This is a genomic window from Shinella sp. 838 (genome assembly GCF_029623935.1).
GTDB lineage: Bacteria > Pseudomonadota > Alphaproteobacteria > Rhizobiales > Rhizobiaceae > Shinella.
Window position 1 is genome coordinate 1 of sequence record NZ_JARSBQ010000031.1, and the last position, 22519, is coordinate 22519.

A 22519-nucleotide genomic window follows, 5' to 3' on the forward strand; every position below is an offset into this window, starting at 1 on the left:
ATGTAGATGAAACGACGACTTTCCGAGATCGATTGCGAGCAATTCGAATGTCATGACTTCCTCCTTTAGCTGGCCCTTCATTCTGAAGGTTCGGAGGGAGGCGTCCATCCCATAACATGAAGACCGCGGTCGATCGTGTTGGCCGCGGCAAGGAACGGCAAGTCAACGTCCGCTTCCAGGCGATGACGAACCATTACGTCTTTGCGCCCGAGTTCTGCAATCCCGCCGCGGGATGGGAGAAGGGCCAGGTGGAGAAGAACGTCCAGGATTCTCGTCCCCGCCTATGGCAACAGATGCCCGACTTCCCGGATTTGGCAACGTTGAACCTCTGGCTGGAACAGCATTGCCAGGACCTGTGGCAGGAAACAGCGCATGGGAGCCTTCCCGGTTCGATCGCGGATGTTTGGGGTGATGAGCAGCCTGCGTTAATGGCATTGCCCGCGATGTTTGACGGTTTCGTCGAGCAGAGCAAGCGCGTCTCACCCACATGCCTGATCACCTTCGAGCGGAACCGCTACAGCGTGCCGGCATCTTTTGCGAACAGGCCTGTCAGCCTGCGGATTTATCCCGAGCGGCTGGTCGTTGCAGCCGAGGGCAATATCCTCTGCGAACATCCGCGGATCATAGAGCGCAGCCACGACAAACCACCACGGACGATCTACGACTGGCGGCATTACCTTGCCGTCATCCAGCGCAAGCCCGGTGCTTTGCGCAATGGTGCACCCTTCCTGGAATTGCCACCCGCCTTGCGCAAATTGCAGGACCAGATGCTTCGCCGCCTCGGCGGTGATCGTGAGATGGTCGATATTCTTGCGCTCGTTCTTCATCACGACGAACAAACCGTCGTCAGGGCTGTGGAACTGGCTCTGGATCAAGGCGTTGCGACCAAGACGCATGTGCTGAATCTGCTGCATCGGCTGATCGACGGCAAGACGACTGACGGCCCTGACATCGACACGCCACAGGCGCTAACGTTGCTGCGTGAACCCAAGGCTAACGTCGAACGCTACGATGGTTTGCGGGTCCGGACTGTGGGAGGTCGCCATGCGTCATGATCCCGCCAGCGCCGCCATCGTCATCATGCTGCGTAGCCTAAAGATGTATGGCATGGCCCAAGCGGTCACGGACCTGATCGAACAAGGAGCGCCGGCGTTCGATGCGGCCGTACCGATCCTATCGCAGTTGCTGAAGGCCGAGATGGCAGAGCGTGAGGTTCGCTCCATCGCCTATCACATGAAGGCGGCTCGCTTCCCGGCCTACAAGGATATCTCCGGATACGACTTCGCCGCCAGCGAGATCAACGAGGCCAACGTGCGCCAACTGCACCGATGCGAGTTCATGGATGGAGCGCAGAATATCGTGCTCGTCGGCGGGCCGGGCACAGGAAAAACACACGTCGCGACCGCCCTCGGTGTCCAGGCTATCGAGCACCATCGCCGAAAGGTCCGCTTCTTTTCGACCATCGAATTGGTCAATGCGCTCGAGCAGGAGAAGGCCAGAGGCAAGGCTGGCCAGATCGCCGAGACGTTGGTCCGCCTCGACCTGCTGATCCTGGATGAACTCGGATACCTCCCCTTTAGTGCGTCAGGCGGAGCGCTGCTCTTCCACCTGCTGAGCAAGCTCTATGAACGCACCAGCGTCATCATCACCACCAACCTCAGCTTCAGCGAATGGGCAACCGTTTTCGGCGACGCCAAGATGACCACCGCTCTGCTCGATCGTCTGACCCACCGTTGCCACATCCTGGAAACAGGAAACGACAGCTTCCGCTTCAAGGCCAGCTCGGCCGCAGCAGCACAGAAGAGAGGAGAAAAGGCCAATCCCTTGACCAAACCCTGATCAGAAAACCATACTCAGAAGTGGCTCACTTCTCGGTGGAAAAACCGGCTCAGTTCCGCGCGGAAACCAACAATCGCGCGCCTCGAAGCGTCCTTCGAGGCGCCACAATCTGGTTTATCCGATGAGCAGATAAAGACGCTTGGAATACTCGCAGACAGCTTGCGGGCCCAAATTTATCGAACGAGAGATGGCCAACTCCGAATTCGAACCATTTCCTCATCAAATGAAGTTCTAAGCGACGAGCCGTACGATAACGAAAACCCACGGTAACATTTTCCGTTGAACACCCGCGCATTGGGGCAGGATCATCTCCGTAAATCAACCACCCGCTATGCGTTGCAACTTGCAAAGCTTTCAATAATATCGGACGGGATATGTGATTGGTTTCAAACGGTTCTGAGGCTTCTATCCACTGCCTCAAAAATAGTGATTAATTTAAAGAATCCAGCCTGTTAGTCGTTGCATCTTGCAATATTCTGTCGGCCGACTTTTCCACAGGATATCCACATTTATCTTGAGTCTCCTCCGTGGCCAGCCATCCTCCGGGACTGGCTGGTTGGGCACGGCTACCTCAAGTGCTGACTCGACTCTCCTTTTGATTGAGTCCATGATGCCCGCAGGAGTTGGCGGACTTCTCCGTCAAGTTCGATGCATCGATCAACTTCGCAAAGGGCAACTTCATCCTTTAATGAGTTCAGGCGCTCGGCGAGCGCTGCACTTGGTCAAAACGAGCCAAATGGACAATTCGACGCCCTCCCCTGATCCAATCCATTCAACCCAGAATGAGGCAAGGCACCCTTATCAAGGAGAAAATAACGCCCCTCGGCCATCAAACGCGCCCGTATCAGAGGACACTAAATTTGCCTTTATGAGTATGGTGTGGAGCCATGCATCATTCGTTGTCTCAGGGGCCGTCGCTCTTGTTGGCGCCGTAACCTTCTTCGTCGCGCAAGCGTATCACATCTCTGATCTGGAGAAGCGGGTTTCTGCACTAGAAGCAACAGACACCCAACACTCTCAGTCTAATCTGAAAGAGAAATCTGATATCGCAACAGAATATTCTCCGAATATTCAGTCACTTCAAAACGATCTGAACGATGTGCGTACTTCGCTACCGCAAGCGAGCACCGGATGTTTTGAAATGATCAAAGGCATCACCAAAACATTTTCTATTTTAGCAGGTGACGAGGTTTGCTTCGGAGCGGTCAAGGCTAGAGTTGGCTTCATTGATTTACAGGGGCAATCAGTCACATTAACGGACGCGGAACAGGCACGGAAAGTCATCTGCAAGGTGAAAAGGCCATGCTCGATCGGTATGCTCATTAGGTTCCAAGTGATGGGACTGGTGACGACGGCTGATGGGTTCGAGACTGATGTGACATTTAGGTGGGTCCCCTAGGACGCAGGTGTTACATCCGTTCTGCACTACAGCGGCAGCATGCTGAGGCTTAATTGTCAACAACTCGGCTTGCGTTTCGCCTGCTGTGCCCTGAAAACGCACGGCAGCTCGAAATCTCCTTGCCACATTCCAGCCTACCATCAAGCCGAGCCCACCTCGAAAAAACCAGGATCAGGCAACGGCGGCGGCTAACAACGCGTGTTCAATTGCCGGCATTCTCATATTCGCGTGAGAAGACGATACTCGATCGCTTGACGACCATCAAAAGCGTCAGAAAAAAATGAATATAGAGTGCCACGGCCACGCCGGATCCGCCCATTCTGGGAGACGGCCAAAAGAAAAGAAGAAGCGTTATCGTAACTGTGACCACGGACAGCAATATAAGGTAGGAGATATTACTGTTAAGCTCCCGAATCAGCGAGTTCCGCGTTTCTTTTAGTTCATTAAATGAACGAAGTTTTTTCTGATCCTCAGGCGGCGTCATTTCCCGCAATGAGACGCTGTACATCGCAACTTGAACACTCAAGAGCAGCGCCGCAAAAATGGAAAAAACAGAGATTGACAGTTCAAGAGCCTTTTCAGGCACCTCCCATTTGAGAAACCACACGGCAGCTCCCACAAGCACCGGGAAGACGTAAAACACTACAATGTCAACTTTGACGAGCTCCCCTTTGGAGCGAAGGGTGTCAAGGTGAGACGAGACGACAGAAGTGATGTTAATTTTTTGCATCGCCTTAGGTCTTTATGCCGTCGAAAAAAGTCTCCATCAGTGAATCAACCTCAGCCGCGATGCTGTCGAATGACGGATGACCGTTCCTCGCAGTCTTGACCGTGTCGGTGATGTCAATAAGGCCTGCATCGCCGCCGGCGCCGAAAACGCCGATAGTGCGGCGCTTATTCCCTATTTTCACGTCCGCCTTGGCTCCCTCATACTCCACTCCGTCAAATACCACGACTCCGTCTGGATTAGGTGGAAACATCTTTTCGAGGTCTTTGAATGTGGAAAGCATGCCGCCACGCCTCTTAGAACGGACAGTGAGTTCATATTCGACCTCATCCATTGTCTTTCCCTTCCATGGCCGATCGGCGGGGTCGCCGTAACGCCTTGGCTTCACAAAGGTTACTGCCTTAACCGGCGCAACATCTGAGATTGCACTTGCGGGCGCCATGACTCTGAAACTGATTGAGTAGTCTGGATAGCGCTGCTGAAAATCGAGCACCATCGCGCTCTGGATAAATGACACGCACGAGCGCCCTTGAAACGACTGAAAGGCAACCAGTGCGTATTCGGCGTTACTCGGTACCCAGAATTGAAAGTACAGTGGTATTTCTTCGAGATCCGTTGAAAGCCGATTATATTTCGACTTCTTAGTCTTTACGTCTTTGAGTTGGCTCTCAAAGCCATGCGTTCCATAGCTGATATAACCATGCACAGTGCGGATAGACTGAGTAGCCACCGGCTCAAAGAACCAAGTTCGCTGCGCGTCCGTTTCGCTTGTCGGATTATTTCTCCTATCTACGAAATCAGACACGTAATCGATAAAATCGCACGGTTCGCTGCCAGGGCCGATCTCCAGTGGATCTTTCTCACCCTTTCGCCGAACTGCGATCCTGTAAAAGCGAAGCCCGATTGCAAATGCCATTTCTCAAGTACCCCCAGCTTGCCACTGAAGCTACTTGAGCTGAAATGATTCCACAACACAGGCGTGCAATGAGCAGTGAACGTGGTTTATGCCAACGGCGACCGCCTCAACCAGCGTGTTTTATTCGTGCTGCCATCCGCCCCATCCTCCGCGCTGGCTGATTGGCTATGGTTTCCTCAAGCCGTAAATTCGATCCTCAGGCCAGTGGGCTTTGCGGCTGGCTCTCCCGCCCAACGCGCCAGCCCACTCGCGAGGATGCCTTTGCCCAAAGGACCATCAACTTCGAGGGCGCGCGACCATCTGCCATCATCGTGCTGGCAGAAGCGAACAGCTACAACGCGACCGCGGCCGAACGGTCGTCCAAGGTTTTCTCCGACGTACTTGAGCATTCTCTTCATCTCGAATTCCCTGACCATGCCGCATCCTTATTGGCTCGACTCCCTATTGATCCCATTCTTCACTCTCCAGATAGAGGGAGGAATGATCCTGGGTTCTGACCAAACTGCAGCTATCTAACCGTGAACCTTGAGTTTCGGCCACTGGCGTCGCTCGGTACGCAGTTCAGCAGCTTATCTCGCTTCGCGCGGACGATGGAACGCAGGGCATTAGCCCAACCACCAGCGGTTACTCATCATCCCGTTTCAACGGAAGCGTGATCTCGGTGTCGAACCTAAGCGAGGAAAGATCGTCGCCAAAATAGAGCCTCATCCAGGACGCGTCTAACACATCTGTAATCTCGCCGGCGATTGCGTCAAAAAGTCTACGCAATACACCCTCGCCCAGGTCAGGGAGAATAGACACAATGTCGCGACCAACGTCAGTCATTAGGTACGCAGGTACAGCAATTCCTTTGTCACCATTGACGACAACTGCAGCTGCCTTCGAGGGTAATGCGAACCCTTTTCTTATTTTTATTTCAGTCACGGGAATTACTACGGCACCCTTGCTAAAGGGTAAGACAAAATGTAATTCGCCGTCATTTGCGGAAAGCTGGCGAAACATTCGAATTTGGCCCTCGAAACCAGGATCTTCGATCAAGCCCGCGTTTACCAAGGAGCGTGTAGACGAATAAGGCAACTCTCCACTCAGGCAGATTGGAATAACACCGTCGATAGAGTTTCTCGAAACATTCTCGAACAATAGAGCCGCTTTCGAGTCCAGTTCGTCGACGACACGCAAGACCTTCGGCGAGAAAGTTCCTGGTGTCTTCACTTCTGATGCAAGTACCCTTCCCCACCGCTGTCGGAGCTCATCGGTCGAGGCAGTGGCGGCATAGGTTTCAAATCGGTCAAGAAACTCCTGGGATAGCGTCCTTTCGTCATTGCTCTGCGTCTCGGTCGGCGGACTAATCTTAAGATTGTCGGCCGCCTCGCGAACCACTGCATCCAGGTTCTCTTGTTCGCTGAGAACCTTGCGGAAATGCCGGTCGAACGCCCGTTCGGCGCGATCAGGGTCGGCACCGAGCTTTTCGACCCCATACTGCGTGACGGTTTCGATCAGTTGAACCTCCCCCCGGGTCTTGGCGTTTCGGACCTCGGTTCGAGCGTCGATGTGCGATCGCGCCCAGTCGGCAACGCTTCCGAAAAGGCGGTCAATAGCCGCGATAAACCGGCTCTTTGCCTTCGCCTCTACGCCGGTTTCTGTGAGTGCTACAGAGAGCGAGGTTTCGTTGTCGTTCTTCTTGTCTTCGGCAGTCATCCCCACCCCCATGTGATTTCACACATGAAAGCAGGATTCTCGAAAAAGGCGAGCCCGCCTCGACTCTAGATTGACTTCATGCTCCTCTCAGGCGCCAGGCCTAGGAGGGGTGGAACCCCTTGACCGTGACGTGCAACGCACATTGTTGCGGGAACTTTCTGGGCTAAATCCGGAATCTGCTGAACTAGACCGCTACCTCTGCTTGGATAGAGCGCTACGCACATTCTGTCGAAATGTAGGCTCGCTGCCCTCCCGAGAACCCTGGAGTTTGTCCAAGGCCGCAACGACGCTCTTTCCCAACTCAACGTCCTCGATTTTCGGAAGATTCGAGAAGGCATTTGCGATGTACAAGTTAACCCGGTAACGCCGATCCGGATCGTCGCCGTTCGGGATTAAGGCGCCAATAAGCCCTTTGACGATAGCCTCCCGAACCTCGGGCGTACCAGTTTCGTAAGTCGAAACAATCAATTGAACGGCGGTCTTCCTACGCGCGCTAAAAAAGTGATTTCGGAGCGAAGCTGGCGTCAAATCGCCGATATCGTCGAGCCCTTCGAATCCACCATTCAACAACACTTGCGGAGCGGAGCCCTCGTTTTCCTTGAGGTACTGCTTTATTTTTTCGGCATATGACGGAAGCAAGCCCACTTCGATGAGAAACGTCAAATTGTCACGCACGGCAAGAATGCTAGGGCCTTCGACGAAGCGCTTGATGAGGTCGGCTTCCAATGCATCTCTGGCTGTGTCCTTCGCGATACCTGCCTTCAGTTTCTCAGTTTCCAACGATGCGTCTATTTGACGATCGTTCAAAATAATCGAGGTGAAAATCGATATAAGGCCACCGATAACTGCCAACAGCATGGGGTTGCTGAAAATCTGACCAAGCGACCGCTTACCGGCCAAGTCGAGTTTTTCCCTTTCGAATTCAAGCTTTTGACTTTCAAACGCCAATCGATCTCGTTCCAGCTGCATCCTAGCAGCGTCAATCTCGTCCTGCCCCAAACTCCCGCTCCCACTTCTCAATAGTTCAGACGGAATCCTCGAACTGCCCCCCAACCACTGGCGTCGAAGGCGCTATTCGAACCGGAGCTCCACAGCGCGCGGGCAGTGATCGCTTAACCTGTTCCCAAGCTCGGCTGCTTCCTCTTCCTCGTAGAGAAGCTCCATGTAGCTCTGCGGGTCCACTCGATCCCATGCAGGCTGATTGAATACGAGAAAATCGATCGGATGTTTGCGATCGCCTTCCCGCGTCGTCGGGCATTCTGACGCCCGATCAAAGGGCAACCTCCAGAGATTTAAGCTGCTTGGATCGCTATCGTCGACCTCCGCCCAGAGATGATCGGTCTGCCCGTGGATATCGAACTTTCGATTGAAATCCCCCGCAACGATCAGAGGAAGCCCGCTTGCCTCTTTGCTATCAATCCAAGCCTCCAGCGGCGCCATCTGCTTCGCAAGCGTCACGCAGTTGGCGTCCGTTGCCGGGACTAGGGATTTTCCAAAGCATGCCGATTTCAGGTGCACGCCGAGTACCCAGAATTGCTTCCCGCCGACTTCGATCAGCGCTTCAATTCCGCGCCGAGTTGTCCGACCGTCCGCGTCGTGCATAACCTGCAGGCCTTCGACATCACCGCTTTGGACGAGCTTCGCCGGTCCGCCCTTCCTGACGACAATCGCAGCGTAGATGTCGGGCTCCGCCGAGGGATCATAGTCTTTGGCAAATGCGACATCGTACTCCGCCGAAGGGAATACACGTTCAACGGCCGCCGGGTTGCCCATCTCCTGCAGCGCGATCACATCCGCGCCCAGGAGATCGCGATATCGCTTCAATGCCTCATAGTCCGCATCGACCCGAATTGGTGCACGGTCGCGCAGCGGCACACCTGATTTGTCGTTGAGGTTGTTGATGTTCCATGTGGCGACCCGAACGGTCTCCGCTAGGGAGGACGTCGAGAACAATCCCACCGAGAGCAACACTGCGAGTTTCACAAGCGAGTTCATGGCCACCCCCTCATATTCGAATGTCGGAATAAAAGCACACTTCGCGGAAAAAGCGAGTCATACTCGACTTTGGCGCGAGAAATTGATCTCTAGTGCGGTGGGCGTCTCAAAATCTAGGGAAGAATCGTGCGCAAACTATCGGCAGTCTTGATTGTTATCGTCGTCGTGCTGTCTGCTAGCCTCGCCGCCGCTTGGAATCTTAAGATCACAAGAGCAGATCTGAACATCGACGGAGGTCTCGAAGCGGCCTGCCATGCGCCAAGGATTCCGTCATTCTGGTACATGGACAAGGGCTTTCCGGAGATCAACCTGGACCGCGTCGCGAATTACTTCGGTGTCTTTGCGGCTTATGCGCTTAACGCCTATGAACCCGGTCCGCGAGAGCGTTTCGATCTCTCACCCGAAGTGTTCGGATGGACTCCTATCGCCGCGCCGACCGAAGATATAGGCGGGTTCCATGGCCAGTTTTTCACAAAGGAAGCTCCGAACCAGGTGTTCGTCATGGTTGTTTTCCGCGGCACAGACGGGGTCCTAAGCGTCTCCGACAACATCTCAAACGCCACTTGGTTCACCCAGATGCTAAACCCGTGGGATCAGTATCGCACCGCCCGTCGCGTCGTTTCGGACCAAATTGCCGAACTCCGTAAGCGATATCCCGGAAAACGGCTGTCGTTTCTTGCTGTAGGGCACTCCTTGGGCGGCGGGTTGGCCCGACATGTTGCCACGGCATTCCCATGCTTCGCAGCTATTGCGTTCAACTCGTCATTCGCGAGCAACAACTTTCGTCTAAAGTCGGCCTACGAACCTCAGATCGTCGATATATTTGAAGAAGATGACCCTCTTTCTCGCGTTTCGCTGCAACTAACGCCGGCGTTCTTCTTTTCATTGAAACCGGAGCATCAGTGGTATCGCGTTCGCAATGTCGCCTCACAAGATGGACAGCATGGCATTTTCCGCGCAGCCGCTGCGATGGCACGGATACCCGCGGATTGCATCGTGACTCGGCCTGACTGCGCGATTAGCCGCGTCAATCACCTAAGCCCTGGTTTCGACGATTTGGGTTACGCCAAGGACCGCCGTGCCATACAGGCCCTCTTATGCCAGGCCGCCCCACCAACGGTTCGGGATGAACCAAATCTCTGCGAGTGATCGAGACGAGATGCCCCACAGTCGCGAAGGGCATCACCCCATTACCTGGCCTTTACCGACTTCGCGCCGAGCCCCTTCATCAATCCGGCGACCCCTGCCCCATCCTTCACGCTAACGAGCGCGTCTGGTTCGGCAGGCTCACCCTTCTTACTCTTGCCTGCAGGCGTCTTCGCGCTGGCTCGAACAGCAATATCAAGGCGACGCAAGGCGCGGACTTCCCACGGCTGCATCTCTTCCCGTAGCAGGCGCGAAAATGCCTCGATCTCCCGGAAGCAGATAGCGCCTGCTTGCATCTGCACATCACGGGTCTGGTCGAGCTCGATGAACCATTCCCAGATATGAACTGCTTCTGGAGGAAGCTGGATTTCCGGCCGGGTTTCCCGCTGATGCGGGGTTGCCCGGCCGAACGAGCAGAGGTCATCGACGATGCTGTCGATTATGCCTTCAGAAAATTTCCGCGGTCACCGACGAAGGTGTCGACCTGCTCGCGAAGCCAGGGCATGCGCTGGTAGACCATTGCGGCATTTTCAGCGTTGCATTCGAGGAGCCGGCCATCGAGCTTGATGCCGGACCACGAGAGGGTGCAGAGAGCAAGTAGGTTGACGCCGTTCTCCTCCATCTCCTCAGCGGTGATCTTGGTATTGCGCCCGCTCTTGAGCCGCTTGTTGATTTCCGCCCGCTGGCGCTTCTTCGCCTTTTCGGAATCGGCGCCCATGAGGGTGATGGTGATCGGCTGACCATTGTCATCCTTCAGCACCGTGCCATCGGCTGGGTGAAGCACTTCCATTACAGCGCCTTCGCCGGCGCCCTTGACTGTGTCGAAACTTGCGAGATCCATTTCGTCTTCCTTTGTAGGTAGGACGCCGCGGGGAACGCCTACAATCATCCCCCGCGGCTATGCCACGTGGCTTTGGTGAACCGGATGTAGGGCCGGATGGGGGTTACGGCGTTTCAGCCGAGGGCACTTCGATGATGGCGCTATCGATGCCGAGAGAGAAGTTCGTCCGGACGACGTTGTCGACCGAACCGTAGTTGTCGCGGGCCGACATGACCTTGGCGTTGAAATAGTAGACGCTGTCCGTGTAATCCTCACTGATCGCATCGGCCGCCTGGACCTTGATCGGATAGGAGAACTTCGTCTTCTCTGCCGCCTTGAGCGCAATCTGCCCGAGGTCTGCCGGATCGCGTCCGCAGACGAGCGCCAGGGTGCCGGCATCGCGCACGCCCTTGAGGTGGCGGGTGCGGCCATCGCCGACAGAGGCGAAAGTAACGTCCGAGCTTTCGTCGCCGAATTCGCCCATGTCTTCCACTTCGCCGATCTCCACCCAGACCAGGGCGGCATATTCAGCGGCCGTGTCCGTGGCCGGAAGGGCCGGTGTCACGCAGATGAAGACCTTGCTTTCAGATGCTGTGGTAATTGCCATGTGGGGTTCTCCTTAATGGCTGTTCGAAGAAGAGCCCTCAGCGGGCGGTGTAGCCGGCGGCGCCGGATCGGTGGGTTCTTTGGCCTTGGCCTTGCTGGGCAACGCACGCATATCGGCGATGTCTGCAACCGGGACGCCGGCGGCCTCATAGGCGCGGGCGATTTTCGGCAAAGCGCCGTCGATGAAGACCTTGGTAGCGCCCTCGACCGGCTTGTCGAAAAAACGCGGGTTGAGCACGGTCCGGCCCTCCGCGTTGGCAACCGGCCCGCGGGCGTAAACAATCTGCTTGCTCATGATGTCCTCACGCGTTGAAGGAGCGATATGGGATGGTGACGGGGAACTGGACGCGCTCCGGTTCCTGCAGCGGCCCAGACACCCATGGTTTGCGGTCAACCTTGACTTTCACGCCGTTCGAGACGAGGCGCGTTCCCTTGGCGAAATGCCGGATGATGCGGTCAGCGACATCGAGCGGCTTCACATATCCGACGCCGGCCTTCCAGTAGACGGACACCTGCAGGATGCCTTGATGCATCTGCCTGCCCTTGCCGACCGAGAGCGTTTCCGTCCGGTTCGGCAGGAACGACACCTGTAGATAGCTGTCCGGTTTCTGTTGGCCCGCGGGCGGGAATGTAATGCCCGGCAGGGCGACGATCAGCGCCGGCGAGAAAGTCAGGCCTGAGAGATGGTCCAGCAGCGCGGCGAGGATGATTGCATCGGTGCCAGTCGCCATATATCAAACCCTTCATGCCCGAAAAGCCGCCGCTCACCGACGAGGAAGTGCACGCCAAACTTCATGAGGCGTGGCTGCTGTTCATGAACCAGCGCGGAGAAACCGACTTCGGCAACAACGTGATCCTCGCGGCCCGAAGGGCGCTCTTCACGCTGCAAATGTCGTTGATGGTCAAAGCCGAAGGTCTCAAAGACCAAGGCGAGATTTCAAATCCTTCGCCACTCGATCAACCGTAGTCGGCCACCGCTGGGCAGCTAGGCGCACAAAGCCGTCTCCGGCCTGCTCGTTGGCGCCATACTCGCGGAAGCCCGCATACTCAGCCGTGTAGCCGAAATAGAGCGTATCGCCGATGTCCGCGCCGGCTATGACGGCCTCGATCGAACCGAAATCGAAATCGTAGGTGTTACCGTCAGCTGGCTTCTTGCCCTTGACGATCGGCGGCATGGCGCTGGTGGACGCCATGAGCGATGCTCGGAGGAAGCCAGTATCGATCCGCATCCGGCCGCCCTCTGCCGTCGGCGTCTGCATCTCCTCGACAATAGCCTGGCTCGCCTCCTTGAAGACCGCTTCGGTAGCGCCTTCGACTTTCTCCACCCAATTCGCCACCGCGGCGGAGAATGAGAGCTTCGCCATCAGGCTGCCTCAGCACGGAAGCGCCGAACAACGGACGCCAGATAGTCGACCTTGTATTGCAGAAAGCAACGGCAACCGATGATTTCGGAAACCGGTGCCTCAGGGTCGCCCGGGTAACGAAGGGTCGCTCCAGACGGACTGACGAACGTGCCGTTCATCTCCACCGCCTGCCCGTTCAGGATGCGATGGGTGTGGCGCACGCGGCTGTCGCCCGCGGTTCGCCATTTCTTTTTCACGTCGCCCTCAATAAGCTTGCCGGCGTCGATCTGCTGGCGGATGGCATGGTCTCGCGCCGTGGCGAGGGCCATCATGGTTTCTGTTCGGGCGAACATTTCGCCGCGCAACTGCAACAGTCGATCCGAATAGCGTCCCACCATGCGCGTAACGTCCTCCGGCGCCACTGGCTTGCCAGCCTTGATCGCAGCGGTAACCGTCCGGTCGAAGCGCTTGTCGCGACGCTCACGGGTCAGATAGTGGCGAAGCTGCGCCGGATCGCCGGACAGGAGCTCTGCACGCGCGTTGGCGATGAAGCGCTCCTGCGGGCTGGTCAGACCGACGATGCCGCCTTCCCTGCGGCGGGTGACCTTTGACATGCGGCCGATAACATCGAGCGCCGTAGCGGTCGGGTTTTTGCCGCGTGACAGTCCCTCGACCAGAGCGGACCGAATAGCGATGCGCTGATCTTCAACTATCCGCGTTACCATCTCGGCCGAATGCTCACGCAGGAACCGCTCGGCATCGGGGTTCCGCACGCCGAAGCGAAACACGATGCGCGCGCCGGAGGGGTCCTTCAGCTTCGGCAGATTGCCAACTTCGTTGATGCCACCGGCGTTGTAGGCCTCGGCAAAGGCGACCTCAAGCGAAGCAAAGGCCTCTGCATCCAACTGCATCGCTGAAATGGCGCCCTCGACGTCGCCGCGCTCCAAGCGCTCGACAACCACTTTGAGGACGATAGTCGACTTGATGCTCTCGATCGCTTCACGGAAGGCCGCGGCGATCTTCGGCTCGAATTGTTGAAGCAGTTCATCAAACGTCATTCAGTCCGTCTCGCGGTTTGAGCGTCCAGACAGGACGATGATTAACCACCTATTAACCAACCTCGACTCTGGCGTGCATTTTTGCTTCACTAGTTCCGCATAGGGGGAACAAATGAAGTCAAGGATCATCATATTTTTGCCTGTAGCTATCTCGTTGACGGGATGCGGAACCTACACGCCTGCCCAGGTCGCTAAACCAAGCGATGTCACGTTGCGACAAGCGGTTTTTGAGGTCGCCACCACTTTGCGAGATGTTCAAAGTCTCGTGCCTGACGACAAAAAGGTGGGGTTGATGGCGGACGAGGCAACGATCGTTTTCAACGTCGCCGCTTCATCGAAAACAAGAAGTGGAGCTGACCTTACGGTTTCAAACGTTCCTGTCGCTGGTGGCGCAATCGGAGGCGGCGCAAGCACCGAAAACATTAGTGAGGCAAGCCGCGGAAATCAGGTAACGATCAAGTTCAAAAATATCGCTACGGCAGATATGTCGAAAGGTGTTTATAGCCTGAAGCAATTCCAAGGGGCTTCGAAAAAGCCCAAGAAGGATCCCAACAAGACCGGGAATGAAGCCAAGCCAGATCAGAGTCCTGTCGGGATCGAGAAACCGGTATCGGAGAAAGACATCCGTGAAATCTGCAAAGTGTCTGGGCTCTGCGTGATGAAAAAAGACGGAGGTGTCGCAGGTTGATAGAATACTACTAGCGTCTCACGTTCAGCTCCCAGAAGACTACCGGCCCGCCCGGCTGAAGTGGCTGCACAACCACGATGGTGTGCGGGTCGCCGCCTATCACCACCTTGTCAGTCCGCAGCGGTTCGATCGTCAGCCCCTCGGTGGATAGGTAGACTGTGCGATCACCCCGTAGGACGAGCGTTCCGTCGATGCTCCGCTCCTCAACGGCGAGATCGACCAGAGTGCAGGGATAATCGAGGTCACTCTCAATCGGATCATACGATGGCCCAGAAAGCGTTGTGCGCCGTATTGCGCCGCGCTGCCCGAACTTCTTGATCAGGCGGGAGGCCGTCCCGCCGCTGCGGGTATAGTCGAAGCCGGCCATCAGACCACCAGGATGCCGGGCATCGCCGGGGTGAAGAAGGGCCACAGCATGCCGTCGATGATCGTCACGACGGGTGTGGCCATTGCGGCGGCGTCGGTAGGTGATGCCGAAGTCAATGCTGCATATTCGGTTTCCAACGGCCCGACCTTCTCACGCTTGACGACCTCGGCGCCTACCACCACGGGCGACAGGCTGCCCGGATTCGTCAGCTCAAGAAATGCGGCCTCATAGCAGGCGTTCACGACGACGACCGGAACATCGTTCTCCCCGATCGCTTCACCCCATCGAGTCGTTGCGCCGGTGCGGGGCCATACGCGTTCTTGCGCGTATCCCGCTTTGCGGCGCCCGCTGAATTTTGGCTCATATCGATCGATCACAAGAGAGCCGCGCTGGCGGGCTGCGGCCTTTTGCTCATCGGTCGTTCCATCGGGAATGACATAACCGGCGGCTTCTGCGTAAGCGATGAAGCCTGCATTGGTACCGTATCCGGCCATGTCAATCTCCTGAAGGGGTGCCCGGCAGTCATCCGCCGGGCAAGGCGTTAGGGCTGGGTCGCCAGATCCTCGAGTGCGGCGACGATCTCGTCTTTCTTGGACGGGGTCTTGTCGCCGAGAAGCTTGGCGGCCGCTGATTTGAACGACATGAACGGGACGTTCGGATCGTTTGCCATCGCCAGGATTTCGGCAGGCGTCTTCGCCGGGTCGTCAAGCTTGGCGCCCCTGAGCGTGGAGAGCTCGGAATCCCGTTCCGCAAGGAGGCTGGTCAGCCTTCCGATCTCGTCGTCCTTCTCCTCCAGCTGGCGGCGAAGCTGGTCGATTTCGTTCGGAGGGATGTCGAGCGGTTGGCCGGCAGCAGTATCGACGGTAGCATCTTGCGAAGGCTCGCCGGCAAGGTCGAGGAACTTGAGGCGCGCCGCCTGCTTTGCCTGTCTCTCGTTCAGGTCCAGGTTGTCCCGCGCTTCGCCGGGTTTCAGGAAGATGAGGCCGCGGAGGGTGTAAACACCCTGCATAGCCATGCTGTTATTGGTGATCTTCATGTCCGATCCTCCGACTACGGCGCGGTGATTTCGTCGGCATAGGCCGCGGCGCCCGGGAGGCGCCACTCCGTGCCGCCGGTTCGTGCGATTGCGCCTTGCTCGTAGCCCATGATTGACTTCTGACGCGGCTGCAGCACGCGCCGGGGCATCGGCAGATGGAAGCGAAGCACTTCCTCATCGCGACGATAGGCGAGCATGCGGCCGCCGCCATCCTGGGAAGCATTGGCGAGTTCACGCAGCGGCTGGATGTCGAGCTGCTGGCCGGTCTCAGCGGTGTAGACATTGTTCTTGCGGAGATAGTCCAGCAGGTTCAGGACACCGTCGCCGGCGCCGAGACGCCGGTTGTTGAGCAACCGGAAGGCTTCGGGCGGGAGGCGCAGGCTATCAGCCCATTCGACTTCTGCCGTGTTGTCGCGGATGCTGCCGAGCAGATCGTTGATGTCCTGGAGGATCTGGTCGTTGGTCTTCGCAGACCAGAACGTCGAAGAGCCGGTACCGGTCGCTGCCACGTCGATACGGGAGATCGCGGTGCTGTTCACGAGACCGGTCCAGCTTTTCTCGGTCGATCCAACCATAGCGATGTTGTTCAGCATACGCTCGATGGCCTGGGACGAGCTCATGGCCTTCACATCGCTGAGCGGGATGCCGTACAGCGCGGACTGGTTGACCTCCTCGAGGTTCCACTCCCAGCCGGCGCCGATCATGGCGTAGTCGTGCGCAGCCTGGTCGCGTGTGGCAGCGCTGAATGGCAGGTCGTTGGCTGCACCGGAAATGAACTTCGCCTCCCCGACGATGTCCACCGTAAAGAACATCGTGCCGATCGCCCATGCGTTGCCTTCCGTCACCACCGGCACGTGAGCGCCATAGTTGAAGGTCGGATAGCGCCGCTGGTAGATGCGGGTCTCGATGTTGCGCCCCTGCGAGATCACGAAGGGGAAGGCAGCCTGCGCGTCAGCGAAAGGCTGGCGGATGATCTGGTTCATGGTCCTGTTTCCTTTCGAGCTCACACGGCTTCAGGATGGATGGTGCCGCGGAGACGGAGACTGATCTCAACGATCTGGCCATCCGAGCCGCTGGTATCGAAAACGGCATCCGGGATCGGGCCAACGATGTTAGCGCCCGCGGCGCCGACGTAGCGATGCGTGGTGGTGTTGTAGAAGACCTCGCCACCGTCGGAGACATTGCCGCCAGCCGTGACATACATTGACCCCATCGTCAGGAAGGCGCCGGTGAAGTACTGCGGGTACGCATCGGGCAGCGAGGCGTTTGCCGGCACGGCCGGATTGAGGATCGCGATCCCGAGGAACGAGCCGCCTGCCAGGGGAATGACACCGTGATCTTCGGCGCCGCGCTGGACAGGCTGGCCGAAACGAACGCCGCCGGCATTTTCGACCGTGCGGCTGATCCGATTGCTCTTCTCCTCGGAAGCGATCTGACCGTGCAGGCCCTTCGCGGGAGCGTTCGTGTAAGTGGTCTGGTACGGAGCCATAGAAGCGCCCTCCTCAGTTGACCGTTGCGGTGGACTTGCCGGCCTTCATGTCGGCAATCATCTGGGTGTAGGCATCGGTGACCGTCCTGTCGGCGTCGCCAGCCGAGACAACGCCATCCTTGACCACGGTCGCGAAGGGATCAGCGCCGACGGTCGTGGTCGTGACTTCCGCGAGAATGTCGAAGCGGGCGTCGATGTAGGCCTGAGCCTTGTCCTTGACTGCAGCTTCGCCCAGTTTGGCCACGACGGTAGCCTTGCGGATATCAGCGTCGGTCAGGCCCTCGGTCTTGACGTCACTGGCGATGGCCTTGGCGGTAGCGACGAGGTCAGCGCGGGCGGCCACGAGCGCATCGAGGGCAGCGCCATCGACGATCCTGCTTTTGAGGGCGTCGATTTCCGCGTCCTTCTTAGCAAGGTCGGCGTCCTTTGCGGCGAGCGCCTTGTCATTTGCGTCGAGAGCTATGGCGTGGGCCTTCTCCGCGTCGGCCAGCTTGGCGGCGTGTGCCGCTTCAGCATCCGCCAGCCTCTTCGCCGCATCGACCTTATATGCTTCGATGGCCGCAACATCGGAAACGGCAACCTGGACGGCCTTATCGCCCAGAACCACCGTCTTGAGAGCGTCAGACATTGCGTCTTTCTCCTTGGTGATGGGCGCGAGGCCCGATTGATCCTCGATGGGCGAGGCACCCCATGCCACACCGTCTCCGATGCGAGCCTTTGAACCGGCCCTCGCTTTGTCGACGACGGCGAGGTGGTTGATCTTGATGTTCGACTGTTGGGCGTCGTAGGCCTGCCCATTAGGCGCCACGCCGTCGCCCCATACGAGCTCACAGCTGTACCCAGCGGAAAGCTCCCGCTTGCCGCTCTCGACTGCCTGGATGGCCGCCGCATCCTTCAGGATCAGCGGCAGATGCACCCACTCCCCGTCCTTCTTCGCCGCGGTGCTGACCTCGCCCACGGCGAGCTGCTTCCAGTTGTCGGCCGTGACCGCTTCTGCCGGGTGGTCCATCGTCACCGGTGCATGGGTGAAGCTCTGGAGGCTGTCGGCGGCAAAGACCTGATCGGCGGGCCGGTAAACCCGCACCGTCGACATTTCCGGCTTCCCGACCTCATTGCCCGCGTAAAGCTGGATGCCGGTGCGAACCGACCGAGCTTCGGCAACAAGATATCCATCGGCGGTCCGACGGGTGCCGGACACCGCAACAGTGTCAGTGAATTGCATGGGACTACTCCCGCCTTGATGAAGGCGCTTGCATCGAGTATAGTTCGCTTATGCCGCCCGTTGTTTCGGACGTAAGCCCAAGGACTGCGAAAGCAGGGCATGAGGCAGGGCGGCTACCTCCCTCACCTTTTCCACATTGTGACCATGTCGATGCGCCGCTGCTTGCGTCGGATTTCTCCTACGTAGATGTAGCGAACGCCGTCGATTGTGGCATGTACTTCGATGCGGCGGGGGCCGAAAGCTCTCTGTTCGGCCTGATGGTAGATCCCGGTGCGCATCACCTGAGGCAATTTCGCAAAATCATCCATGATGACCGGCTTCTGCCCCCGCGCCTTCTCAATTTTCGCATCTCCGTGCTGCCTCAATGAGTGGCGCATCGCCTGATTGCTAGCGGCATGCTTAAAGCCTCGAACATCTTCCCCAGCCATCTTCGATAGAGCGGCGGGGCGTCGGACGTTGGCGAACACCACGTGGTTTACAGCGTTCTGGCCAGCCTGTGCTGCTGCTTCGGTCAGTCTAGTGCCGGTGCTGACAAACCGACCATCGCCCCCTCTCGGGTGCTTGGACGGGTCGAACGACCTATTTGCCCCGCCCTTGCCCCGTTGCTTTTTCGCGTCCTCGAAAGGTGACGTCGCCGACTGGCGCACCTCCGTCCTCGGTTACACCTACAACCCAGTCTTCATCGACCTGTTGGAACATCTCCGGCCCCAGCACGATCTCACCTTGGTAAGGCTCGACGTCAGCAAGGTCCGGCGAATTCGGATCATAGGAAATTGTGATGTGCGGCTGGTACTCCGGATGATCCCACGACGCACCCTTGTCGACCATCTCGTCATGGCGCCAGCGGAGCATGTTTGAGTTGAACAGCAGGACGCGAGCCTCGCCGAACCGCTCCATCAGGCGAGCGCCGCCGCGCGGGATCTTCACCTCATCTTCCCAGGTGCTGCCCATCTCCATCCAGTCAACCGGCGTGCGACTGTAGATTATGGTGACGTGGAGGTCACCGGCCGGGAGCGTGGTCTTGAAACCCTGCCCCTTGGCCCATGCGATGATTTCGGCGGTGTTCAAGACGTCACGGCGAACGTAGAGCGTGCGTGGCGCAGCGTCGGCCGTGGCCATTGGCGGTGGCTTTGCCGCTGCCTGGGGAACAATAGCAGCAGCAAGCTCCTCGTCGGAGGGTTCCTGCTCGCTCAGCTTGCCATATTCTTCGATGGCGGCATCAAGCCCCGGCAGCACTCCATCCTCTACAAGGCGATTGACCAGCGCGTCCGAGACTGCCTCACGCGGGATGATCTCCTGCCCCACCGCCGACCCGACCAACTGACGAGCTGCGTCGGCTGTCGTCTTAAAAATGTCGGCTCGCTCCCTTTCGTTCATCTGCTCGAGCGGGGACCAGCGATAGTGGACGTCCGGATCGCGGACATCCGCCGACCGCTCGATACATTCGTCCAGGCGGACCATAGCCGGCTGAATCTCCAGTTCCTGCATCGATTGGATGCGGTCGTGGTAATTCTTCATGTCCGAGGCGCCGGTTGAATTCATCCCGGCCGGCGATTGTCCAAGCAGGCGAGTAACCGGAATATCGGCAGCCCCGGCGACGATCTGAAGGAATGCCATCAAGACATCGGGAAGACCTGCGAGGTTCGCGCTCTTGGTCTCATACTCCTCCTCCTTGTCGAGGAGCAGCGTGCCGTTTATGCCTTTCGACATGTTTGCCAGGCTGTAACGCTCAATGATTTTAGTGCGATAGACCTCGTCATTCAACGAAGCCATGAAGTCAGGAATGCGGATGATGTCGATCTTCGCCTCGAAGACGAGTGAAGCGATGTTACCGGCCGTACTGTCCGCGTTCTTGATGGCGTCGAGTGTGGACTGAAGGACACTGTCACCCCAACCCTGCCAAGGGTTAGCCGAGATCTCATCATCTGCCGGCATCGCGCCAGAGAACAGCACGAGGCGAGACGGGTGAATAGTGATCTGTGTGCCGTTGGCGCCCGTGAGGCAGTAGTCTTTCGGCCTCCCGTACCACTCCGATTCCGGATTCCGATCGATCTCGCCGGCTTTCAACTGGCGACGTGTCATGACGTTCAGGTATCGAATGCCGCCCTTCTTGATCCGCTCTACGTCGAGGGGGTCTGCTGGATTTGCGTCCCCGGTCCCGACGTAGACCGCAGCCCCACCGAACAGCCGGCCCTTCTTGGCTGCCTCAAGGATCTTGCCCTTGACGTTCAGCCGCTGTTCTTCTTTCTCGATCGCCTCGATCTGCGGCTTCTTCGCTTGCCAGTCGCGCCACTTGCGGCAAGCATCCAGTGCTGGGATGTCCACAATTTTTCGCGGCAGCCACGCAGTGCTATAGGCCGCAATCAGCTGCTCATCCGAGAGGATCGTATGGGCATAGAACGTTGTCGATGCCTTATCTCGGTCAGTGCCCATCCTCGACACAAGGCTAGTCAAGCTGTCGCGGGCGAAAGTGATTATGTTACCCATGTCCGCTCCAGTTGATTCACTTACTCAGCGCCGAGCGGCTAGCTCTATAGAGGGTACCAATTTGGCTTCCATCGTCATCGCAAGCCTCAACGCCAGGCTCCAGCCGGTTCATCGCGGTGAACTAGAGGATACGTTCAACGAACTGATGCAGAGAAAAAGCTTCGGCATGCGTGTCGTTGGCGGAGGAACGTTGCAGGAAAAAACTGGGGAAATTTCCGGCTGCGACCTAGAGGTCGAAGTCGATGAACTGAATGAAGAAGCCATTCAGCTCGCAATCAACACGTTGGAATCGATGCTCGCCCCGAAAGGATCCCGCTTGCATATCCCCATTCAGAACCGAGCGATTGATTTCGGCAAGCACGAAGGCTTGGCTCTCTACCTTAATGGCACCGATCTTCCGCCCGAGGTATATGCCACCTCAGACATCAACTCTGTGATCGAAGAGTGCAATCGCCTCTTGTCCCGTGTGGCTTTCGTCGTTAGCCATTGGGAAGGCCCTTCAGAGACCGCATTGTACATATATGGTATGGATTTCAATGTGATGCGCAGGATGATTGCTCCACTCCTCGACAGCAATCCTCTGTGTAAGAAGTCGCGCGTGGAAAGGATCGCTTAGGATTAGACATTCGCCAATGTATAGGTGCTCGCGCTCAGCAAGGCATTGAATGCTCTGCTGGTGCTGTCCGCGTCGTCATCATGTTTGGCTTCTGGGAAGCCCTCCAGAGCCGAGAACCATGCATCATTCCATGGTCCACGGAGCACCAGGACGTTCCCGGCCTCGGCCTGGGCCGAGAACGGGCTAAACCGCGTGATCTTGTCTCCAGATTCCGGGGTGGCGCGCACGCTGAAACCAGAAAGCATCTTTGTCAGGTTCGTCACCTGCGATTTGCCTGCCTGCCCAGGGTCCTGCGGCAACGAAATCTGCGTCATCCGTCCATCGGCATCCGCAGTATTCTTGATCAGGCGCTCCACACCGGATGGAGATAGGAAGTCTGTCACATGGTGCCCGACGATGTAGCTTCCGTCGGGCAATCTGCCAATCTTCGTCCCTGCCGTGGCGTCCGGATCGGACCCTTCTGTCTTCGGCGTCGAAGCCAAGTCCCATCCACGCATCCAGCGGACACCGGCTGGCACAGCGTCCACGACCTGGCACCAGCCACGCTGGAACAGAAGCCCGGCCGCCGGCCTGATTTTCCAGTTGCCGCCAAGAAGGCGTTCCCGCTCGACCGTAGGCAGAGCCATCAGGTTTGCGAGGTAGCCGGGATCGGCCGCCATCAGCGCTTTATTGTCGGTCAGCTTGGCCGGGACGAATGTCACCGACTTGGGCTCGATCGGCCTTTGCTCGCCGTTTTCGTCAGGTGCGGTGTACTCGGCGAGGTCCGCAGGCGTATCGCCCCAGATAATCTTGTCGCCGATGCGGACGAACCAGCGCAGCTTGCCGGCGCGCTCCGGTATCGGCAGGCCGGTCTCTTGGCTGATCCACCACGATATGAACTCGGCCACCCAGCTATCGGCGTCTGGGTTGCACGTCGCCCTGACATAAGGCCGGACACCGCACATGGAGTGCCGATTCCGATGAAGCCGCCCCCTTGTTCCGAGATGATTGCGCCCCCGGATTCCGGGACGATCTCGCCCCCTGTTTCAAGGGGTCTGCAGGCAGTGATTGTTGTCAGTTCGTTCGAG

Annotated in this window: 27 protein-coding genes and 1 pseudogene; 7 read left to right on the forward strand and 21 right to left on the reverse strand. The window is 57.7% G+C overall.

Features of this window, described 5'->3' with window-relative positions; translation table 11 throughout:
• Positions 1 to 113: 113 nt before the first annotated feature.
• From P9A16_RS34360 to P9A16_RS34370, 3 genes and pseudogenes are all read left to right on the forward strand, one after another.
• Positions 114 to 1055: pseudogene (locus tag P9A16_RS34360) on the forward strand (Mu transposase domain-containing protein); the annotation flags it as partial.
• Positions 1045 to 1839 carry an IS21-like element helper ATPase IstB gene (gene istB, locus P9A16_RS34365; protein WP_024271369.1) on the forward strand — a complete coding sequence of 265 codons (795 nt, stop codon included), beginning with the start codon at positions 1045 to 1047 and terminating at the stop codon, positions 1837 to 1839. The pseudogene P9A16_RS34360 and the gene istB, both read left to right, overlap by 11 nt.
• Positions 1840 to 2575: 736 nt before the next feature.
• On the forward strand, positions 2576 to 3238 hold the full coding sequence (locus P9A16_RS34370) for a hypothetical protein (RefSeq protein WP_278026482.1): 663 nt from the start codon (positions 2576 to 2578) through the stop codon (positions 3236 to 3238).
• 202 nt (positions 3239 to 3440) lie between these two features.
• On the opposite strand, the gene P9A16_RS34375 is transcribed toward P9A16_RS34370, so the two are convergent.
• The 5 genes from P9A16_RS34375 to P9A16_RS34395 all read right to left on the reverse strand — a co-directional run bounded on the left by P9A16_RS34375 (position 3441) and on the right by P9A16_RS34395 (position 8574).
• A complete protein-coding gene (locus P9A16_RS34375) occupies positions 3441 to 3968 on the reverse strand; it encodes a hypothetical protein (protein ID WP_278026483.1) in 528 nt (175 codons plus the stop codon).
• 4 nt (positions 3969 to 3972) lie between these two features.
• Complete coding sequence (locus P9A16_RS34380; protein WP_278026484.1) at positions 3973 to 4881, reverse strand: hypothetical protein; 909 nt, start codon at positions 4879 to 4881, stop codon at positions 3973 to 3975.
• Positions 4882 to 5505: 624 nt separating this feature from the next.
• Positions 5506 to 6579 carry a DUF2806 domain-containing protein gene (locus P9A16_RS34385; protein ID WP_278026485.1) on the reverse strand — a complete coding sequence of 358 codons (1074 nt, stop codon included), beginning with the start codon at positions 6577 to 6579 and terminating at the stop codon, positions 5506 to 5508.
• 192 nt (positions 6580 to 6771) lie between these two features.
• Positions 6772 to 7578 (reverse strand): hypothetical protein, encoded by an 807-nt coding sequence (locus P9A16_RS34390; protein ID WP_278026486.1) that lies wholly within the window; start codon positions 7576 to 7578, stop codon positions 6772 to 6774.
• A 72-nt stretch (positions 7579 to 7650) separates the two neighbouring features.
• Complete coding sequence (locus tag P9A16_RS34395; RefSeq protein WP_278026487.1) at positions 7651 to 8574, reverse strand: endonuclease/exonuclease/phosphatase family protein; 924 nt, start codon at positions 8572 to 8574, stop codon at positions 7651 to 7653.
• A 126-nt stretch (positions 8575 to 8700) separates the two neighbouring features.
• Between P9A16_RS34395 and P9A16_RS34400 the strand changes: the two genes are divergently transcribed.
• Positions 8701 to 9723: a hypothetical protein gene (locus P9A16_RS34400; RefSeq protein ID WP_278026488.1), complete on the forward strand. Its 1023-nt coding sequence runs from the start codon at positions 8701 to 8703 to the stop codon at positions 9721 to 9723.
• A gap of 41 nt (positions 9724 to 9764) precedes the next feature.
• Here the strand turns inward: P9A16_RS34400 and P9A16_RS35895 are convergent, their stop codons facing one another.
• From P9A16_RS35895 to P9A16_RS34425, 5 genes are all read right to left on the reverse strand, one after another.
• A complete protein-coding gene (locus P9A16_RS35895) occupies positions 9765 to 10163 on the reverse strand; it encodes a phage tail assembly chaperone (protein WP_443021762.1) in 399 nt (132 codons plus the stop codon).
• Positions 10160 to 10561: a hypothetical protein gene (locus P9A16_RS34410; protein WP_278026490.1), complete on the reverse strand. Its 402-nt coding sequence runs from the start codon at positions 10559 to 10561 to the stop codon at positions 10160 to 10162. Before P9A16_RS34410 ends, P9A16_RS35895 begins: the two co-directional genes overlap by 4 nt.
• A 103-nt stretch (positions 10562 to 10664) precedes the next feature.
• Positions 10665 to 11147, reverse strand: a complete 483-nt coding sequence (locus P9A16_RS34415; protein WP_278026491.1) for an iron ABC transporter substrate-binding protein — start codon at positions 11145 to 11147, stop codon at positions 10665 to 10667.
• 12 nt (positions 11148 to 11159) lie between these two features.
• Positions 11160 to 11441, reverse strand: coding sequence for a hypothetical protein (locus P9A16_RS34420; protein WP_278026492.1), 282 nt, complete (start codon positions 11439 to 11441; stop codon positions 11160 to 11162).
• 7 nt (positions 11442 to 11448) lie between these two features.
• A complete protein-coding gene (locus tag P9A16_RS34425) occupies positions 11449 to 11877 on the reverse strand; it encodes a DUF4128 domain-containing protein (protein ID WP_278026493.1) in 429 nt (142 codons plus the stop codon).
• A 14-nt stretch (positions 11878 to 11891) separates the two neighbouring features.
• Between P9A16_RS34425 and P9A16_RS34430 the strand changes: the two genes are divergently transcribed.
• Positions 11892 to 12113: a hypothetical protein gene (locus P9A16_RS34430; RefSeq protein WP_278026494.1), complete on the forward strand. Its 222-nt coding sequence runs from the start codon at positions 11892 to 11894 to the stop codon at positions 12111 to 12113.
• On the opposite strand, the gene P9A16_RS34435 is transcribed toward P9A16_RS34430, so the two are convergent.
• Entirely contained in the window at positions 12064 to 12510 is a 447-nt protein-coding gene (locus tag P9A16_RS34435; protein ID WP_278026495.1) for an HK97 gp10 family phage protein, read from the reverse strand. The genes P9A16_RS34430 and P9A16_RS34435 overlap by 50 nt on opposite strands.
• Complete coding sequence (locus P9A16_RS34440; protein WP_278026496.1) at positions 12510 to 13547, reverse strand: phage minor head protein; 1038 nt, start codon at positions 13545 to 13547, stop codon at positions 12510 to 12512. The genes P9A16_RS34435 and P9A16_RS34440 overlap by 1 nt, the downstream gene beginning before the upstream one ends.
• Before the next feature lie 112 nt (positions 13548 to 13659).
• Between P9A16_RS34440 and P9A16_RS34445 the strand changes: the two genes are divergently transcribed.
• Entirely contained in the window at positions 13660 to 14235 is a 576-nt protein-coding gene (locus tag P9A16_RS34445) for a hypothetical protein (protein ID WP_278026497.1), read from the forward strand.
• A gap of 10 nt (positions 14236 to 14245) precedes the next feature.
• On the opposite strand, the gene P9A16_RS34450 is transcribed toward P9A16_RS34445, so the two are convergent.
• From P9A16_RS34450 to P9A16_RS34485, 8 genes are all read right to left on the reverse strand, one after another.
• A complete protein-coding gene (locus P9A16_RS34450) occupies positions 14246 to 14602 on the reverse strand; it encodes a hypothetical protein (RefSeq protein WP_278026498.1) in 357 nt (118 codons plus the stop codon).
• Positions 14602 to 15096, reverse strand: a complete 495-nt coding sequence (locus P9A16_RS34455; protein WP_278026499.1) for a DnaT-like ssDNA-binding protein — start codon at positions 15094 to 15096, stop codon at positions 14602 to 14604. Before P9A16_RS34455 ends, P9A16_RS34450 begins: the two co-directional genes overlap by 1 nt.
• Before the next feature lie 47 nt (positions 15097 to 15143).
• Positions 15144 to 15638, reverse strand: a complete 495-nt coding sequence (locus P9A16_RS34460) for a hypothetical protein (RefSeq protein ID WP_278026500.1) — start codon at positions 15636 to 15638, stop codon at positions 15144 to 15146.
• Between the two features lie 14 nt (positions 15639 to 15652).
• Positions 15653 to 16621, reverse strand: coding sequence for a DUF2184 domain-containing protein (locus tag P9A16_RS34465; RefSeq protein WP_278026501.1), 969 nt, complete (start codon positions 16619 to 16621; stop codon positions 15653 to 15655).
• Positions 16622 to 16641: 20 nt separating this feature from the next.
• Positions 16642 to 17127 carry a structural cement protein Gp24 gene (locus P9A16_RS34470; protein WP_278026502.1) on the reverse strand — a complete coding sequence of 162 codons (486 nt, stop codon included), beginning with the start codon at positions 17125 to 17127 and terminating at the stop codon, positions 16642 to 16644.
• Between the two features lie 13 nt (positions 17128 to 17140).
• Positions 17141 to 18349 carry a DUF2213 domain-containing protein gene (locus P9A16_RS34475; protein ID WP_278026503.1) on the reverse strand — a complete coding sequence of 403 codons (1209 nt, stop codon included), beginning with the start codon at positions 18347 to 18349 and terminating at the stop codon, positions 17141 to 17143.
• 122 nt (positions 18350 to 18471) lie between these two features.
• The gene (locus P9A16_RS34480) at positions 18472 to 18996 is read right to left on the reverse strand and encodes a PBECR3 domain-containing polyvalent protein (protein WP_278026504.1); all 525 of its coding nucleotides are present in this window, start codon (positions 18994 to 18996) and stop codon (positions 18472 to 18474) included.
• On the reverse strand, positions 18929 to 20836 hold the full coding sequence (locus P9A16_RS34485; protein ID WP_278026505.1) for an anti-CBASS protein Acb1 family protein: 1908 nt from the start codon (positions 20834 to 20836) through the stop codon (positions 18929 to 18931). The genes P9A16_RS34480 and P9A16_RS34485 overlap by 68 nt, the downstream gene beginning before the upstream one ends.
• A gap of 61 nt (positions 20837 to 20897) precedes the next feature.
• Between P9A16_RS34485 and P9A16_RS34490 the strand changes: the two genes are divergently transcribed.
• Positions 20898 to 21452, forward strand: coding sequence for a hypothetical protein (locus P9A16_RS34490; protein WP_278026506.1), 555 nt, complete (start codon positions 20898 to 20900; stop codon positions 21450 to 21452).
• A 2-nt stretch (positions 21453 to 21454) separates the two neighbouring features.
• On the opposite strand, the gene terL is transcribed toward P9A16_RS34490, so the two are convergent.
• Positions 21455 to 22396 carry a phage terminase large subunit gene (terL, locus tag P9A16_RS34495; RefSeq protein WP_278026507.1) on the reverse strand — a complete coding sequence of 314 codons (942 nt, stop codon included), beginning with the start codon at positions 22394 to 22396 and terminating at the stop codon, positions 21455 to 21457.
• Between the last annotated feature and the right edge of the window lie 123 nt (positions 22397 to 22519).